This window comes from Bacillus sp. AP8 (genome assembly GCF_000321185.1).
Taxonomy (GTDB): Bacteria; Bacillota; Bacilli; order Bacillales; family DSM-1321; genus Bacillus_AD; species Bacillus_AD massilioanorexius.
This window is the reverse complement of sequence record NZ_CAPG01000082.1, coordinates 1-17,240: the sequence shown is the minus strand read 5'-3', so window position 1 is coordinate 17,240 and position 17,240 is coordinate 1. Positions and strand designations below refer to the sequence as shown.

Genomic DNA, 17,240 nt, shown 5'->3' with positions numbered 1-17,240 from the left:
TCTTCCTCTTTACATCTCTATTTTAAAAGGCAATTGTACCTAATAAAGCTCCTATTAAAACAATTTTCCACGGTGCCAACTTCCAAAAAACGAGACATGAGTATAAAATAATTACTATAATAAAATCTAAATTATTTTGCACTGTACTCGTCCAAATAGGGTCATATAAAGCAGCTAACAAAATTCCTATAACGGCTGCTCCGATTCCTTTAAAGGCTCCTTGAAATAGTGGTTGATTTCTAACTAGTCCATAAAACGGTAAGGAACCTACAATTAATAAAAAGGCTGGTAAAAAGATGGCTAGTGTTGCAATTAATGCCCCCATCACACCTGAAATCATCATTCCTAAATAACTTGCAAATGTAAATAACGGTCCTGGAACCGCTTGTGCTAATCCATAGCCTGCCAGAAATTCCTCTTTATTCAGTAATCCCGTTGGTACTACTTCCTGCTCTAGTAGCGGCAAAACAACGTGTCCCCCGCCAAACACAAGAGAACCTGCTCTGTAAAACGAATCGAAGATAGAAATCCAGGTAAGATCAAAAAACTTATTTAATACTGGAAGCCCAATTAATAGTGCGAAAAAGGAAATGAAAGCAAGCATCCCAATTCTTTTGCTTATCGGTATATGGAATGTTTCAGTGAAAACATCTTTTTGATTTCTAAAAACGAAAATCCCTATGCATCCTGCTATGGCAATAACAATGATTTGTATAAATGGTAAGGGAAACAACAATATCATTGCAGCTGCCGCGATGGCCATTGCAATTTGAACTCGATTATTTGAAATTTTTTTTGACATATCCAATACAGCTTGGGCTACAATTGCTACTGCGACCAACTTTAATCCATGAATCCATCCCATACCAGAAAATTGATATATACCAAATAAATAAGCAAAAAATACCAAAACAAGTACAGATGGAAGTGTAAACCCTAAAAAAGAAAGAACTCCTCCGTAAATACCTCCTCTAATCATTCCAATTGCCATACCAACTTGACTGCTAGCAGGTCCAGGTAAAAATTGACACAAACCAATTATCTGCATGTATGTATCTTGATCAAGCCACTTTTTCTTCTTCACATATTCATTTTGAAAATAGCCTAAGTGAGCAATCGGCCCTCCAAAAGAAGTAAGTCCAAGTTTCAATGATACAAGAAAAATTTCTAAATAGTTTCTAACTTTCATTTTCCTCCTTATAATCTTTACGTGTTAAAAAACACAATTTTTCTTATTATATATGAGTCTATACATACAAAAGGAAAATCACTCGATTTTTTACAAAATCTTAATAAACCGAATTCATAAAAAAATTTCCATACTAAAAACACCGAATCGCCATAAGATCCGGTGTTTTTTAGAAATTATTTTTGTTGTTCTTTTAAGAATGCAACGTCTGGCTCATTTCCAAACCAATCCTGATAAATTTTTGCATACTCACCATTGTCAAACAAAGTATTTAAAGCTTTATCGAATTCATCTTTAAGTTTAGTTTCACCTTTAGGGAACATAAATCCATAAAATTCTGACTCAAAAGTTCCTTTATCTTCAATTACAACTAGTTTATCTTTAGGGTTATTTTTAGCATATTCCTCAACTACAGCATTATCAGCTACTACAGCATCTGCTCCACCCTTATTAAGTTCCATTATTGCTAAATTATTATTCTCAAATTTTTTAACATACTTGCTATTTTTACCTAATAGTTTTTCAGATACGATCATACCTGTTGTACCACCTTGCACTGCTACATATTTCCCTTTCAAATCAGCAGCACTTTTAATTGGACTACCTTTTGGTACAAGGATTTTTTGAGATGCTAGGAAGTATGGTACCGTAAATTCATAAGACTGTTTACGTTCTTCATTAATCGTAATAGCACCAATAGCTAAATCTGCTCGTTTATCTTTTACTTCAACCATCATTGGATCCCAACCAACATGATCGATTGTTACTTTATATCCAGCTTCCTTCGCAACTGCTTTAATTAAATCAACATCAAAACCTTTAATTTCATCTTTGTCTCTATATTCCATAGGAGCATATTCGGCATTTGTTACAATACGTAATGTTTTATCTTTACTTTCACTACCACTCTTACTACCGCTTTCTTCCGACTTACCACAGCCGCTTAATACAACTAAAAAAGCACATAATAGCATAAAACTAATCGTCAACTTTTTCATAGACTTATCTCCCTCAACTAGAAGTTTTTATTTTCTGATTTTTATATATTATATACGCTCGTTCATTTTTATTCAATATTTTGTATAAATATTATTTTTATAAAATTTAGAAAATCATATACTACAGAGGCATATCATAATTAATAGGATGATTGAAAATAAAGCTCCCCTCCTTATACCATATATTCAACTCTTTCAAATAAACGAATCAAAACTGTCGTAACTTCAGCATTAAATATTTTTTAAACATAATGAAAAAAAAACAAAAAAGAGGCTGTCCAATGAGTAACAAGTGATGGACACCCTCTTACATTTTAAGTTATTTCCAAACCACTCCTTCTATTAACCAAAAAGGAAAATAAAACAAAGCATGAAAAATCAGCTTTTTTAGAAAGTCAGAGCACTCACATAAATCGTATCCATAAAAATGCAGATCATATAAAAAGGAACCTCTGAAAAGTAATAAAATATCCCTTTTCTAGAGGTTCCTTTTTATATGTTTATACTTATATTTCTATCTCAAACACTTTCCATCCATCGATTACTTCTTTTGCTTGCTTTTCCTTCTAGTTCTTCAATAAATTGTTGACTATATTCTACTATTTTCAGTTTATCATGGTCCATGGAAGCCACATGATAAGAGTTCTGTAATATTTTTAATTTCTTCTGTAAAGAACTGATATTTTGAAGAATAAAATCAGTATTTTCAGGTGGCGCAACATGATCTATTGCAGATTTTATTCCTAAAACTGGACAATGCACCGTTGGTATTACTTTTTTTGATATATCCATTATTTTTTGTAGTTCATGAACCGCTTTTATGGGTACTTTTGAATAGGTTATTTCGTAAACATTTGCTGCCTTAATATCAGGTTCCCCTTCAATTATATATCTAGGACTGGTTCTTTCTCTCAAATAATCATAGGTAGGTACAGATAAAGCAGCATTAATAACTATAATTCCACTAATATCTTTGTGTTTACTTGCTAGACATAACGCTAGAGCTCCTCCCATTGATTGCCCCAAAATATAAATATTTTCACATGTTTGCTTCAATTGAAAATAGCCCTTTTCTAGCTCGTTGAACCAATCTTCATGAGTACATTTTTCTAAATCTAAATAATGTGTACCATGTCCCTTTAATCTAGGGGCAAGTACTGTATAGCCATATTGCGCCAAGCTTTCTCCCACATATTGTACACTTTGTGGAGTACCCATGAAGCCATGTGAAATGAGAACACCTATCTCATTACCCGGATGAAAAAATGGCTCTGCTCCCTTTATTACATCAAAGTTTTCTCTCATATCGCTCATCCCCTTACCATTTAAATTTAGCTCCTCTTGATTTTCTGTAATTCATTATGAATAGCGCTCCAAGACCGTTTTGAATAAAAAATAGGAATAGACTGTTCATTCGCTCTTTTTTTAATATTGGTTGATAAATTATGGTTGATATAGTCTGTTAAAACTAAAATTAAATCAATATTAGAAGGTATTTCCTTTCGAACCATCTGAGTTTTTCTTCCATTTATATGAATGATTTCTGTAAAACCTTCATTGCACAAATTTTCAGTTATTTTACCTAAATAATCTCCACCTACAACTAATAAAGATTGCATGATTATGAGTTCTCCTTTTCAAAGACTGTTAGATATTTTCTAGTTGCCTATTCAAAGTAAGATATCATGTTATAATTCCATATTAATCATATAATTCATATAAATCAAGTATGAATTAAAATAAAAAATTTTTAGAATCCATATATATATATATGTGCTTCATTTATAATCGCACATTGAAGCTTCGGATATGTCGATTATTAGGATGATATGGAAGCCGCTTTTCAAAGTCAAATGGGCTCTACAATAAAATCAATTTCTTATGTAATGATACTTGTTGTCATTATGACCGTACTTGCTGTTAGCTTAATCTTATACCTTATCATTAAAACAATGATTATTAAACACAAAAGAGAATTGGGTATTTTAAAAGCGCTTGGTTACACTACTTTCCAACTCATAACACAAATCACCTTGAGCTTTTTACCTGTTGTCATCGTGGGAGTTTTATAGGAGGAGTTTTTGGTACTCTATTTTCTAATTCCATTCCTTCCATCCTATTCTCTGAAATGGGCATATTTAATTCAGTCTTCTCAGTCAATATTCCGTTCATGATTGCCTTATGTATTGGTATTATAGTATTGGTATTATAGTATTGGCTTAAATTGTATCTATGTTGGTCACTGGACGAATTAAGCATATTTCAGCTCACAATTTGATTACTGAATAATCTATTTAAAGCTTTAGATACAAGGATTACTCTACTTCTAAAGCTTTTATTTATTCATCTTATAAACTTCTATGCAGAAACTCGCATTTCTAACTATAGCCTAATACTCAATAAATACCATTTAATTTCCAAAATCTACTTGCACATCTTCCAAATACATGCTATTTTAATTAATAACTCGAAACAACCATATATTTACACTAGGGGATCCCTTGATAAGGGCTGAGAATAAAGTAGTTTACTTGCAAACCCTCAAAACCTGAACAGGTTCGTACCTGCGTAGGGAAGTGCTTAAGGCTTTTTTGGACTTATTTAAGGACTAATTCGCACAACCACTTTCCTACTTATTTGGAAGTGGTTTTTTATTATGAAATGAATAGGAGCAAGCATTATGAAATTAATTGCCATAACCGATGACAAGCATTCTGTACATGAACTATCATCAATCATTTTACAAATAAAAGATCGAATTGACTTTATACACATTCGAGAAAAATCCAAAACGACTAAGCAACTTCTTAAGTTATTAGAGCTTTTAATAATGGGAAACCTCCCAAAAGAAAAAATCGTCATGAATAATAGATTAGATGTTTCCTTACTAATGGATATTCCAAATATTCATTTACCTTCATATGGACTACCAGTCAAAAAAGTAAAGCAAAAATGTCCTCATTTCACTGTAGGGCAATCTGTTCATACTTTCAAAGAAGCCACAGAAGCTGAAGCAGATGGTGCTGACTATGTTTTATATGGTCATTGCTTTGAAACAAAGAGCAAACAAGGGAAAACTCCTAATGGATTAGAAACTCTTCGTCAAATAAAAGAGAATCTATCCATTCCCGTTTTTGCTATTGGTGGTATTACACCAGAACGCATACATCAATTACAGCGTATTCGAGCGAACGGAATAGCTGTCATGTCAGGAATTTTTTCAGCATCAAGTCCAACAGATTCCACTAGTCTTTATTATAAAAAGTGTAAAGACAACATATAAGAGATAATGAATTTTGGAATTTTTGTAATTAGCATAAAGTCCCTTATACATTAACAGTCTGAAAGAATTCTATTTTTCAGTCAAGCATTATATAATCCGCATCATTCTACAGCAACTTATCCGATAAAAGATTTGCTAGAAGCTTTTCAAGAAACTTTCTCTGATAAAAGGAGGTGAAATGATGTATATCACTCTAAATGGAAAAATAGCAGAATTACCTCAAGAAGTACTCTCAGTCCAACATCTATTACAGCATTATCAACTAGAAAATCGAATTGTCATTGTAGAGTTAAATAAAGAAATTGTAACCAAAGAAGCCTATGATTCTGTCACGCTTAACGAACGTGATACTGTAGAAATTGTTCATTTTGTAGGAGGAGGATGATTATATGTTAAAAATAGCCCATCATTCATTTCAATCAAGACTTTTACTTGGCACAGGTAAATATCCATCATTTGAAATTCAAAAAGAAGCAGTTGCCGTATCTGGTGCTGAAATTTTAACATTCGCCGTGCGAAGAATGAAAATCTTTGAAGAAAGTCAGCCCAATTTTTTGGAACACTTAGATTTGACTAAATACAAATTATTGCCTAACACTGCCGGAGCAAAGACCGCTGAAGAAGCAGTAAGAATAGCTAAATTAGCTAAAGCTTCTGGTTTATGCGATATGATAAAAGTAGAAGTAATCGGCTGTGATCGCTCCCTTTTACCTGATCCTATAGAAACGTTAAAAGCATCAGAAATGCTACTAGAAGAAGGTTTTATAGTTCTTCCCTATACATCGGATGATGTTGTCTTAGCGAAGCGACTTGAACAACTTGGAGTACATGCTATTATGCCTGGTGCCTCCCCAATAGGTTCGGGTAAAGGTCTAATGAATCCATTAAATTTACAATTCATCATTGAACAATCTTCTGTTCCAGTCATTGTTGATGCTGGTATCGGTTCACCTAAAGATGCTGCATTCGCTATGGAATTAGGAGCCGATGGGGTCTTATTGAATACAGCTGTCGCGAATGCGAAAGACCCTATAAAAATGGCTATCGCTATGAAACTAGCAATCGAGGCAGGACAATTAGGTTTCGAAGCAGGAAGAATACCAGAGAAAAACTATGGGGAAGCAAGTAGCCCTATAACAGGAATGGTGACATCTTGATAAATCGTTACGCTAAGCAAGAACGATTTATAGGTAGGATTGGTCAAAAGCAAATACAAGAAGCACATGTTTTAATTATAGGAGCTGGAGCACTTGGTTCAGCAAGTGCCGAAATGTTAACAAGAGCTGGTGCAGGTAAAATAACCATTGTCGACCGTGATTATGTAGAATGGAGTAATTTGCAAAGACAGCAATTATATACAGAAAGAGATGCAGTTAATAAGCTTCCAAAAGTGATAGCTGCTAAGGAACGATTGCAAAGTATAAATAGCGAAATTGATATAGTATCGTGGATTATGGATGTTAACACATTAAATATTGAACGCATAATAGCTGGTGTAGATCTCATCATCGATGCAACAGATAACTTCGAAACCAGATTAATTGTAAATGATGCTGCCGTTAAACATAACAAACCCTTTGTTTTTGGAGCATGTGTCAGCAGCTATGGTTTACAATTTACGGTTATACCTGATAAAACTCCATGCCTACACTGCCTTATTGATCATGTGACAAATCAGCAAATGACCTGTGATACAGTCGGTGTCATCAGTCCTATTGTTCAACTTGTTGCTTCATATCAAGTAACACAAGGTTTACAAGTAATAACGAATACATTTTTTGACCCTATATTAAGATCTTTTGACATTTGGAAAGGAGAAAACTCAGCAATCAATATCAACAGTTTAAAAAAGAAAAACTGTTTAAGCTGTGGTGATGATAGAACATATCCATTCCTTTCCATGAATTATTCAACAAAAACAGATATTCTTTGCGGACGAGATGCCGTGCAAATTCGACCAGCTGCTGAACGTCATATATCCATTCAAAGTGTATATGAACGGGTACAAAATATCATATCCGATTGTGTTATGAATTCGTATTTACTTTCTTGCTCAATCGATAGAAATCGAATTGTACTTTTTAAAGATGGCAGGGCGATTATTCATGGAACAAACAATCCTGATGAAGCTAGAGCTCTCTACAATAAAATCATGCAATATAATACATAATGAGAATATCCATACATGAATCTCTAAAAACTGTATCCTATTACTTAAGTAATTATGGCTACAAGCTTTTAGAGATTCATCGCTATCATTACAACTTTACTTATCCTAAAATTCAAAAAATATAACAGATACCCTCACACCCATTAATTAAAAAAGAACTCTCCATCTTCAAATAAAATATATTCTTCCTTTAGCTGCCCATCTAATGTTAAATAATCTAAAATAATTTTTAACGGTTCCCTAGAATCCACTACTTGTGTACCACATATATTAATTAAAGGTAATTCTCTATCATCTCTCATACATGTAAGGTTATATGAAAGAACCTCGCCTTTTTCAACATGTTGCTCTTTAAATACTTGAAACTCTTGAAACTCTACCTTTTTTTCATTTTCAAAAATCATCATAGCAATTGTCTGAAATTCAGGAAAGAAAGATTCACCAAAAAATTGATTCATTTCTTTAGTCGTTTTTCCTATATAGATAGATTCATTGTTACTCATTGGAACATCTCCCTTTTTCAAATAAAAAACCTTAACATGAATGTTAAAGTTATTGTTATATTACATTATGTAATAAAAAAAGAAAAATAGTAGCTTTCTTCCCAAAATAAATGAAGGTGTCCAAAAAGGAAAAATTTGATGGACACCCTTTTACATTTTATATGATTTTTATACTCTTTCTTACCTCATCCCAAAGTGTAAAATAAAGCGATGTATAGGACAATACGAGTAACATAAGAATACCCCTTAGGCAAAATACGTCAAGATAACATAAAGTTTAAGGAACTCTTATAGTGATAAAATCACTATTCAGTCAGCCCTATTCACTATTTAAAAATCTATTGCTTTTTTTCCATGTACTATCGGTAGTTTAATATAGCTTTGCCCGAGTTGCACTTCAAATGTTGCACCTGTGGAAGAAGGTATCGTTCGTCTAGAATCACTTCCAGCAATGATGACACCCATTCGATGACCTTTCTTAAATATATAATCTTCAGGCAATGCATGCCACTCAAACTTATAATTCTTACCTATTGTTAATGGTTCTTCTTTTGAAAGTGATTTCCAATTTTTCGGATCAAACCAACCTCTTGTTACAACTTCATATGGAGCTGCGTGAGTCGTTTTTTTTGTATCTTTATAGCAAGCATCATCCGTTTCACTGCTTTCACCCCAGCAACTTTCTGTAGACAATGTTTCAATACCTTCACCTCTGCCCTCATGATTGACTCTGGTATCCATGCCATAATCAACAATTAAAACGGTCAGATTAGAATCTTCCTTATCGACATTTGCACGAAGTGAGATTTCAGGTATTCCACTTAATTGAACATCATTTTTTAATGTATCTGTCAGAAATACCATTCGATCGGATCTAACTGTCGTTTCATTTGTAACCATTTCTTTCTCTGTTTGTTTAGGATTATCAGTAAAGTTAAGTGTAGGCTTTCCTTTAACAGGGCTTGTAGTCAGTGTCCCATTTGAACTGACATTTTTCCCGGGCGCCAAATTTATTTTAATTTCTTTTGCTTCTTTAGCTGGCCAAGATGACTGAGTTTGCCATTCATCTGCCCCTCGTTCAATATCAACAGCAGGTTGATCCATGATTCCATTATCGATATCCATTAACCAATAATCAAACCACTGGTGCAATGTATCTACCCATTCAGCTCGGCGGAAATCAAAAGGATCGACATGACCGGTTTGTGTAAGCCATAGCTTTCTTGGTACTTTATTTTTGGAGAGCTCATTCCACCAATCTGCCAAATGGTTCATTTTAACGTTATAATCATTTAATCCATGAACAGCGAATACACTCGCTTTAACCTTTTTGGCATCTTTTACATAGTTTCTCTCATCCCAAAAAGAATTATAGTCTCCTGTTTGATCATCTGATTCAGCTTTTAAACGATCGAAAACTGGCTGACAAGCTTGTTTTCGAGTACTACTTACGACTCGACTTGCTAAACCACTCGGACCATTATTATAATATGTAAGTCCTTCATGACGATAATAATTGTACCAACTACTTATTGCTCCTATAGGAACAATTGTCTTTAAGCCTTCTACTCCAGTAGCTGCAACCCCATTTGCTAAAGTTCCATCATATGATTTCCCAATCATGCCCACATCACCAGTAGACCACTTTGCACTGACTTTTTGATTGTTTTTATCCCATGCTTTCGCTCTTCCGTTTAACCAATCAACAACGACTTTTATGCTTTCAATTTCTTCATAACCACCAGTAGTAGGACATCCGTCCGATTGATTAGTACCTACCATTTCCGGTAATACAACAGCATACCCTCTAGGAACGAAATAATTATCATAGTAGAGAGGAAATTTCTCGTTGATTCCATCTTTATTTTGATCCTTTATTTCACTCTCATTTCCCCTACCCATACTCTCATAATATGGGCTTGCATCCATTATAACTGGTACCTTGAGTCTGCCATTTGATTCTTTAGGACGGATAATATCTACTGCAATTCGGTCCTTCTCGCCGTTCTTATCAGTATCAAGGCTAGATTCTACAAAAACTGTCTCGCGAATAGCGTCCTTGTAAGAATAAATCGGTTTTGTTTTCAAGTCTTTTATCATAGACTTGGCTATGCTATGCGTTTCTGCATGTACTTGTGGATTAAAATTCAAAGATGATAGAGTTAGAGCAATAGTGGTAAAAACACTTGTTACTAGTAGTAATTTTTTATTTCTCATCCTATCCCTCCTATCATAAATTAATATAATTATAAGTTATGATAGGAATATTAATAGCATATTTTTACCTAATATTACCAATAACTATCAAACTCCTATTAAGAGAGTTATGTCAAAAGAACTGATAAAAATGGAGAAAAACTTCCTTTTGTCTTTCTATTTGGGCTAGTGGGTCCATTTACCTCCAAATAAACACTTCTCTCATACCCGAAAAAATGACAACTCTTTCTAAAAGAGTTGCCATTCTAGAACCTATTAACTATTTTATTTTTTACTAAAATACATTTCCACAAGACGATTTAGCACGGAATTTAAAATAAAAAAACCTTAACAATTCGTGTTAAAGTCAAATAATTATTTACATATCATTATAAAAAATACTGGTACCGGTGGTCGGGGTCGAACCGACACTCCAGAAGGAACACGATTTTGAGTCGCATGATATAGAAGTTCATCTAATTATCAACTCATTTTACATGTTCCTTTTTATCTGTTTTAGCCGGTTTTCTATTTATTAAATAGTTTGTTTTATAATGTTCATTACATTACGTTCATGTAGTTTGTTATCAATAATATAAGTACATAAAAACCTGTTCCCTCACTCCCCATGTGTAGAGTGTACATAGCAACACATGAGGTGCAGGTGAATTTTTTTAAAAAATATATTTGCATCTCACCTTAAATAGCAAAATACTCATTAGTTGGATTGCAAGCTCGTTATTAGCATAGATAAGTATGTAACTGGTGTAAGTTCAACGATAACCAAACTATCGTTGAACATTTTAACCTTGAGAGGGCATATTTGTTTGTTTTGGTTCTACATCCTTAAATGCATCTTTAAATGCATCTTCTTTGATCTCAATTTCTTTATTCAAATTGTTTAATACCTCTTGTACCAGTTTTGCGTCTTTCTCCATAAGCGCTCGCTTGATTGGGTCTTTCACTTCACTTAATGGTGTCTCCTTTCTATCTGTTACCATAATAATGTGATAACCAAATACTGTCTTGACTGGCTCGCTCACTTCACCTTTTTTTAATTTCATAGCGGAAGCAAGAAATGTTGGATCCAATTCCTTACTTTTCCCGGAAAGATAGCCTAAATCCCCTCCTTGTGTTGCGGACACCTTATCTGTCGATTGTTTTTTTGCTACTTCAGCAAAGTCGGTTCCTTTCTTTAGCTCCTTACCAACTTCTTTAGCAATCGACTCATTATCCACGAGAATATGGCTTGTTCTCACCTCTGTATATTGGTCTTTATGTTGTTCATAGTAATCTTTTATTTGTTTATCTGAGACTTTCACTCCTTCTGTTGTTGCTTTTGAAAAATAAAGAGATTGTTCGATATAATCCTTTAGTTCATTTTCGTTAGTAAACCCCTGTTTTTGCAGGAACATTGTAAATTCATCTTTTTCACCTACTTGTTCCTTTATCTCTGCCAGCCGGTGGTTTACTTCTTTATCAGATACCTCATATTTGCCTTTCAAAATTTGCATATAAACCAATTTCTGAATCAATTCATTTCCCCGTTTGGTCTTAGCCACTTCGTTATATAAATCATCTTTTGAGATATTTCCATATTCCGTTTTAATAAGCACATCACTATCATCACTAGAGGTTAGAGCCGAACAGGCGCCAAGTAAAACTAACAATATTAAAATGGATAAAATGGTAAGTATATTCTTCAATTATCTTCACTCCTACTTTTGACAACTACCCAAGTCCATTACAACTTACGGATTTAACTTTGATTTACCATCCAGAAAATCAACTAAGTATACAAATTTCACAGGAGTCCATTCTTTAATTTCCCACATTCACTAGAAAGATTTTTAGTTTGCCCCCTGGAACAGTCATCCCTGTTACAGGGGGTATATTCTAAAACAGTGAACCTTACTATTGCCAGATCATAATTATTGCATCTGCATGAGCTTTTAAGCTGTTATAAGCTTTCTCAGAGATCTGATTTGCCTCTTTTTTAAGCTCTAAAAATCCTTTAAAATTATTTATTTGTTTAACAACCTTATCCGCAGAGCCTTTCTTTTCAAATTGGCCAACGGAATTCAAATGTGCCTTTAATGCTTGCGCTGTACCTGCTTTAAAGGCTCCCTCTTTGGCAAAGCTATCAATAATAGAACTTAAACCGGTTGCGTTAAGACTGCTAGCCAAAAGATTTGTATCTGTAACAGTTTGATTAGGGTCTGTCTCTGACGTTGCCGTAAAGGTAAGAGTATCAGGGGCAGTCTTACCCTTCGAAATTTTCACGTACACAGGTACATCAACGGTTGCTCCAGGCTCCACAGCTAGTACGTTATGATCCATTTGGACTTTCCAATCATCACCTGCAGAAGCTTTGACACGAACAAGATCCTTTGCTTCGCCAGTATTCGTAACATTAAAATGATAGACTGCCACTTTGTCTTGTACGGCAGGCTCTACAGTTCCAGCACTTAAATTTAGCCCACGTTTATAGGCACCTGCACCATCCGTGTTACGGACGGCAACCTGATAACGAAGTACACCATCTTTGTCTTTGGAATTACCTAAGATATAGAAATGCAGTTTATTGTATGAATCTATATACTCACTGACAATAGTGTCTTTGTCTATAGAACCATCGAACTTTCCGGCAACCAAACTTGTCCCACTCCCAGCTTTGAATAAAGCATCAAGAGCTTGACGGGGGTCACCTTTGCCAACCATTACTGTTGTGCCGTCAGGTCTTGTAAAATCCTTCAGATTGATATCCTCAGGATGTGAATCAACTACCCAAATGTTCGGGGAAGTCTCCGCATTTTTCGTCTTGGCTATCAATACACCGGAGTCTGCTGCAAAGGAATCCGTACCAAAGCGGTCTACCACTTCAAGGGTATAGTTATTGTACAATCTATTGTTTATAATATCGTTACGCCAGTCACCGGCAAGGTAATTTGTTGGTGTTAAATCGTTCATACTGATGTTGATGCCGTGTAGTCCGGTCCGGCCAAATTCACTGCCAATTGGTGCTTGACGCGCGATAATATCCGCAAACACTGGTCCAGATTCTTTTAAGGTATCACGGTTTAGCTGGAGGACTTCATCTTCTTCTACAAATCCCTGTTTCATCTTATTACGAAGCATATGTGGTGCCGATAAAGAAGCACCAAGAGTGGATGGAATCATCCAGCGAGTGTGAGTTCCACCAGGACCATTAAATGATCCACGGCTCATTGTTTCCCAATAACCCGAGTAGGTTCTAGGGTCAAGTGCTGCATTATTGTAGTTATCACCCAGACCGCGGAGATGACCAAATTCGTGGGCAAATACGCCCATACCATCACTTTCGCCTTGAATAGAAACTCGAATCGCTTTGCCATTAATCGTTGCACTAGATGCAGCAGACCAAATAGCTTTGGCTGCATAATAAGAGGTCCATGGTACATAACGAGTTTTTGCCCAATTTGGCATGTTTTCAAATCCAGGTAAATCTGGTGGACCAAATTCACCAGGTACCGATTCTGGATTCAGAAACATCATTTCTCCGAGTTCCTGCCATACAGTTGATTCATCATAGCCGGCATGAACGATGAACGCAAAGTCATATTCTTCTCCAGATGCAGCTATATCAGCGGTAGCTGCATTTATACCATCCTGAAAAAGGTTTCCTCTTGTATAGTTACTCGGAAGTGAATTAGAGTTAAAACTGCTTTCAAGCCCATACTGAAATTCATTTTTATCCAAGCGGTATGGACCATAAGAATCAAGGGCTACGCCCCATTTTCCATTAGAGTTCTCTTTCCAAAAGCTATCGATTGTCTGATAGTTATTGAGTTTGCTAGGAACATTCAAGAAATCCCTCCACCATTCCCCTAATTTTTCACGAGGAACAGCATCGACTTGTGGGTTACCAACGAGTTCTGAACCCTTTGGTTTGGTCAAGATAAAATCCTGATCAGGAAAGTCGACCAAAATCAATGCCCCTTTAAGTTCTGTTTTCGGTTTAATATCGGTGTTATTCCAGTCAATCCCTGGAATCGTATTATAATCCTTCCAAGTCATATTTTCCGGATTCACCCATGATTGTGGATCCACTGGGTCGGGTATTTTATCCAGCCCTGGCTCAGCAGCAAAAGCGGCTGTTGAAGACATTGCAAGCAATATAGTGGTCGTTATTGCTGTAATCTTATTTCTAAGCTTCAAATAAATTCACCTTCCTATTAGAAAATGACCTACTGTAAATGTAGATTTATGTTTTCAAATCCCACCTGATGATAAACTTATGTCATTATTTCTTTATCGTTATTAGCCGTTTTATCGCCTCCATTCAAAGCTTAATACCATACCTGGTTATCACCCCCCTCACAGTCATAAAGCATTGTCATTAATATGACTACTACCTGCAAAAATGCCAAAATACTAATTTGGAAAGTTGAAAAAGGAATAATCTTACACAAAGATTTTGCAATGAGGGAAAATCTACGAATCTTAAAAAAATATTCATAGATTCTTTTAACGTTAATGTTAATCCTAATATTTACATAATTTACAGAATATTACAAGTATTGTGAATTTATAATTAATAAAGCATTCCACACCAAAATGAGTTCACGTATTGGGAAAAGGAAATAGATCAACAATATTAATGCGAATGGATGAAAAACCAAAGGTTGTAAGTGAACAGTTAGGGCATGCACGATTCGGCATCACAATGGATATTTACTCTCATACAAATGAAGAAATACAGAAGAAAACAGCGGAAAGATTTAATAATAACTTCTGAACATAATGGAACTGGTATTAAGATTCCTGTACTATTGGGACTCTTTTTAGGTCTAAGAAGAGGAGAAATTTTCGGATTGACCTGGGACAAAATTGATTTTGAAAAGAATTCTATCATAATTGATTGTCAACTCATTAAGAGAAATATGGGACTCACTCTACAAAAAACTCAATCTAGTATTCGTACTCTTCCATTAAATGATTTCTTAATTAACGCTTTAAAAGAACATAGAAATATGCAAATATCATTTCCATTAAACCTAGTAATTAGTAATGATGATGGTGGTTTTTGCTGTCCTAATTATTCGTACACAATGAAACAAAACGAGCAGTAGCTGAAACTATATTACAGAATGTTATTAACTATAAAGTAGAATAATCTTTCAAATTTGTTATTAAACATTGCTTTTTAGTAATAACACAAAAAAGGATTTCAACTTATAAATAGCTGAAATCCTTGTAATATCAATATGTAAATTGTATGGTACCGGTGGTCGGGGTCGAACCGACACTCCAGAAGGAACACGATTTTGAGTCGTGCGCGTCTGCCAATTCCGCCACACCGGCAAATTTGGAGGCGGCAACCGGATTCGAACCGGTGAATAAAGGTTTTGCAGACCTTGGCCTTACCACTTGGCTATGCCGCCGATATATTATTTATTTAGAAGAAATGGAGCGGAAGACGGGATTCGAACCCGCGACCCCAACCTTGGCAAGGTTGTATTCTACCACTGAACTACTTCCGCATAAGTGGCTGGGCTAGAAGGATTCGAACCTTCGCATGACGGAATCAAAATCCGTTGCCTTACCGCTTGGCTATAGCCCATTTATAAAATATATGCTCATTTCATTAATTTATGATAATAATGGGGCGACTGATGGGAATCGAACCCACGAATGTCGGAACCACAATCCGATGCGTTAACCACTTCGCCACAATCGCCATTATCTGATTGGCAGGGGTAGTAGGAATCGAACCCACACTGACGGTTTTGGAGACCGTAGTTCTACCTTTAAACTATACCCCTAAACTAAATATAAAAATGGTGGAGGGGGGCAGATTCGAACTGCCGAACCCGAAGGAGCGGATTTACAGTCCGCCGCGTTTAGCCACTTCGCTACCCCTCCAATATTGAATTTGGAATGGTGCCGGCAAGAGGAGTCGAACCCCCGACCTACTGATTACAAGTCAGTTGCTCTACCAACTGAGCTACACCGGCACATATAAATGGTGGCTCAGGACGGAATCGAACCGCCGACACAAGGATTTTCAGTCCTTTGCTCTACCGACTGAGCTACTGAGCCTAATTAGAAATGGCGGTCCCGACGGGAATCGAACCCGCGATCTCCTGCGTGACAGGCAGGCATGTTAACCGCTACACCACGGGACCTTCATTGTATTGCGGGGACAGGATTTGAACCTGCGACCTTCGGGTTATGAGCCCGACGAGCTACCAGACTGCTCCACCCCGCGACGATAATATATGGTGGAGGATGACGGGATCGAACCGCCGACCCCCTGCTTGTAAGGCAGGTGCTCTCCCAGCTGAGCTAATCCTCCAAATATGGTGACCCGTACGGGATTCGAACCCGTGTTACCGCCGTGAAAGGGCGGTGTCTTAACCGCTTGACCAACGGGCCATGGTAACAAATGAATTAAAATGGCGGAGAGCAAGGGATTTGAACCCTTGAGACAGTGGTTAACCGTCTACACGATTTCCAATCGTGCTCCTTCGGCCTCTCGGACAGCTCTCCATATTTATGGCTCCGCAGGTAGGATTCGAACCTACGACCGCTCGGTTAACAGCCGAGTGCTCTACCACTGAGCTACTGCGGATCAATATGAACCTGGCAACGTCCTACTCTCACAGGGGGACCCCCCCAACTACCATCGGCGCTGAAGAGCTTAACTTCCGTGTTCGGAATGGGAACGGGTGTGACCTCTTCGCCATCATTACCAGATAATTGCTGTCTGACCTTCTTTCGAAAACAGACTTTTTATCAAAGACAAATATTATTATAATATTTTCTCTGCATTTTTCAAGAGGAAATTTTTCACTCTCTCAAAACTAGATAACAGAAGGTGTAAATTGTTTGTTGCGTATGACTAACCATGTCTAGTTAC

15 protein-coding genes, 15 tRNA genes, 1 rRNA gene and 1 riboswitch are annotated in these 17,240 nt (G+C 36.1%); of the genes, 7 read left to right on the top strand and 24 right to left on the bottom strand.

Annotated features, from left to right (window positions below):
* Positions 1-22: 22 nt before the first annotated feature.
* The 4 genes from chrA to BN349_RS19575 form a co-directional block, all read right to left on the bottom strand.
* Positions 23-1,189 (bottom strand): chromate efflux transporter, encoded by a 1,167-nt coding sequence (gene chrA, locus BN349_RS19590; protein WP_019244016.1) that lies wholly within the window; start codon positions 1,187-1,189, stop codon positions 23-25.
* Between the two features lie 176 nt (positions 1,190-1,365).
* Entirely contained in the window at positions 1,366-2,187 is an 822-nt protein-coding gene (locus BN349_RS19585) for a basic amino acid ABC transporter substrate-binding protein (RefSeq protein ID WP_019244015.1), read from the bottom strand.
* 519 nt (positions 2,188-2,706) lie between these two features.
* A complete protein-coding gene (locus BN349_RS19580) occupies positions 2,707-3,492 on the bottom strand; it encodes an alpha/beta hydrolase (RefSeq protein ID WP_019244014.1) in 786 nt (261 codons plus the stop codon).
* 26 nt (positions 3,493-3,518) lie between these two features.
* Positions 3,519-3,806, bottom strand: coding sequence for a DUF2325 domain-containing protein (locus tag BN349_RS19575; protein WP_019244013.1), 288 nt, complete (start codon positions 3,804-3,806; stop codon positions 3,519-3,521).
* A gap of 210 nt (positions 3,807-4,016) precedes the next feature.
* On the opposite strand from BN349_RS19575, the gene BN349_RS19570 reads away from it, so the two are divergent.
* The 5 genes from BN349_RS19570 (at position 4,017) to BN349_RS19550 (ending at position 7,640) form a co-directional block, all read left to right on the top strand.
* The gene (locus BN349_RS19570; RefSeq protein WP_019244012.1) at positions 4,017-4,259 is read left to right on the top strand and encodes an FtsX-like permease family protein; all 243 of its coding nucleotides are present in this window, start codon (positions 4,017-4,019) and stop codon (positions 4,257-4,259) included.
* Between the two features lie 409 nt (positions 4,260-4,668).
* Positions 4,669-4,779, top strand: a riboswitch (TPP riboswitch).
* 88 nt (positions 4,780-4,867) lie between these two features.
* Positions 4,868-5,470, top strand: a complete 603-nt coding sequence (locus tag BN349_RS19565) for a thiamine phosphate synthase (RefSeq protein ID WP_019244011.1) — start codon at positions 4,868-4,870, stop codon at positions 5,468-5,470.
* A gap of 181 nt (positions 5,471-5,651) precedes the next feature.
* A complete protein-coding gene (gene thiS / locus BN349_RS19560) occupies positions 5,652-5,855 on the top strand; it encodes a sulfur carrier protein ThiS (protein ID WP_019244010.1) in 204 nt (67 codons plus the stop codon).
* Between the two features lie 4 nt (positions 5,856-5,859).
* The gene (locus BN349_RS19555) at positions 5,860-6,627 is read left to right on the top strand and encodes a thiazole synthase (RefSeq protein WP_019244009.1); all 768 of its coding nucleotides are present in this window, start codon (positions 5,860-5,862) and stop codon (positions 6,625-6,627) included.
* Positions 6,624-7,640: a ThiF family adenylyltransferase gene (locus BN349_RS19550; RefSeq protein WP_019244008.1), complete on the top strand. Its 1,017-nt coding sequence runs from the start codon at positions 6,624-6,626 to the stop codon at positions 7,638-7,640. Before BN349_RS19555 ends, BN349_RS19550 begins: the two co-directional genes overlap by 4 nt.
* 143 nt (positions 7,641-7,783) lie before the next feature.
* Here the strand turns inward: BN349_RS19550 and BN349_RS19545 are convergent, their stop codons facing one another.
* From BN349_RS19545 to BN349_RS19525, 4 genes are all read right to left on the bottom strand, one after another.
* A complete protein-coding gene (locus BN349_RS19545; RefSeq protein ID WP_019244007.1) occupies positions 7,784-8,143 on the bottom strand; it encodes a hypothetical protein in 360 nt (119 codons plus the stop codon).
* A gap of 330 nt (positions 8,144-8,473) precedes the next feature.
* Positions 8,474-10,360 carry a Xaa-Pro dipeptidyl-peptidase gene (locus tag BN349_RS19540; protein WP_019244006.1) on the bottom strand — a complete coding sequence of 629 codons (1,887 nt, stop codon included), beginning with the start codon at positions 10,358-10,360 and terminating at the stop codon, positions 8,474-8,476.
* Between the two features lie 782 nt (positions 10,361-11,142).
* Positions 11,143-12,045, bottom strand: a complete 903-nt coding sequence (locus BN349_RS19535; protein ID WP_019244005.1) for a peptidylprolyl isomerase — start codon at positions 12,043-12,045, stop codon at positions 11,143-11,145.
* Between the two features lie 208 nt (positions 12,046-12,253).
* Positions 12,254-14,536, bottom strand: coding sequence for an FIMAH domain-containing protein (locus BN349_RS19525; RefSeq protein WP_019244004.1), 2,283 nt, complete (start codon positions 14,534-14,536; stop codon positions 12,254-12,256).
* Positions 14,537-14,948: 412 nt separating this feature from the next.
* Here BN349_RS19525 and BN349_RS26470 point away from each other — a divergent pair, with 412 nt between their 5' ends.
* Together BN349_RS26470 and BN349_RS19520 are read left to right on the top strand one after the other, a co-directional pair.
* Entirely contained in the window at positions 14,949-15,116 is a 168-nt protein-coding gene (locus tag BN349_RS26470) for a hypothetical protein (RefSeq protein ID WP_222860249.1), read from the top strand.
* Between the two features lie 76 nt (positions 15,117-15,192).
* Positions 15,193-15,450, top strand: coding sequence for a hypothetical protein (locus BN349_RS19520; RefSeq protein WP_332306686.1), 258 nt, complete (start codon positions 15,193-15,195; stop codon positions 15,448-15,450).
* Positions 15,451-15,597: 147 nt separating this feature from the next.
* Here the strand turns inward: BN349_RS19520 and BN349_RS19515 are convergent.
* The 16 genes from BN349_RS19515 to rrf all read right to left on the bottom strand — a co-directional run bounded on the left by BN349_RS19515 (position 15,598) and on the right by rrf (position 17,077).
* Positions 15,598-15,682: transfer RNA gene (locus tag BN349_RS19515), tRNA-Leu, on the bottom strand.
* A gap of 5 nt (positions 15,683-15,687) precedes the next feature.
* Positions 15,688-15,762: transfer RNA gene (locus BN349_RS19510), tRNA-Cys, on the bottom strand.
* A 24-nt stretch (positions 15,763-15,786) separates the two neighbouring features.
* Positions 15,787-15,861 (bottom strand) — tRNA-Gly (locus tag BN349_RS19505).
* A gap of 5 nt (positions 15,862-15,866) precedes the next feature.
* Positions 15,867-15,941, bottom strand: a tRNA-Gln gene (locus BN349_RS19500).
* Between the two features lie 41 nt (positions 15,942-15,982).
* Positions 15,983-16,058, bottom strand: a tRNA-His gene (locus tag BN349_RS19495).
* A gap of 11 nt (positions 16,059-16,069) precedes the next feature.
* Positions 16,070-16,143 (bottom strand) — tRNA-Trp (locus BN349_RS19490).
* A 16-nt stretch (positions 16,144-16,159) separates the two neighbouring features.
* Positions 16,160-16,243: transfer RNA gene (locus BN349_RS19485), tRNA-Tyr, on the bottom strand.
* Positions 16,244-16,259: 16 nt separating this feature from the next.
* Positions 16,260-16,335 (bottom strand) — tRNA-Thr (locus BN349_RS19480).
* 9 nt (positions 16,336-16,344) lie between these two features.
* A tRNA-Phe gene (locus BN349_RS19475) sits at positions 16,345-16,420 on the bottom strand.
* Between the two features lie 10 nt (positions 16,421-16,430).
* Positions 16,431-16,506: transfer RNA gene (locus tag BN349_RS19470), tRNA-Asp, on the bottom strand.
* 9 nt (positions 16,507-16,515) lie between these two features.
* A tRNA-Met gene (locus BN349_RS19465) sits at positions 16,516-16,589 on the bottom strand.
* Positions 16,590-16,600: 11 nt separating this feature from the next.
* A tRNA-Val gene (locus BN349_RS19460) sits at positions 16,601-16,676 on the bottom strand.
* Between the two features lie 5 nt (positions 16,677-16,681).
* A tRNA-Glu gene (locus BN349_RS19455) sits at positions 16,682-16,756 on the bottom strand.
* A gap of 21 nt (positions 16,757-16,777) precedes the next feature.
* A tRNA-Ser gene (locus BN349_RS19450) sits at positions 16,778-16,870 on the bottom strand.
* Between the two features lie 7 nt (positions 16,871-16,877).
* Positions 16,878-16,952: transfer RNA gene (locus BN349_RS19445), tRNA-Asn, on the bottom strand.
* 9 nt (positions 16,953-16,961) lie between these two features.
* Positions 16,962-17,077: ribosomal RNA gene (rrf, locus tag BN349_RS19440) — 5S ribosomal RNA — on the bottom strand.
* Positions 17,078-17,240: the final 163 nt, after the last annotated feature.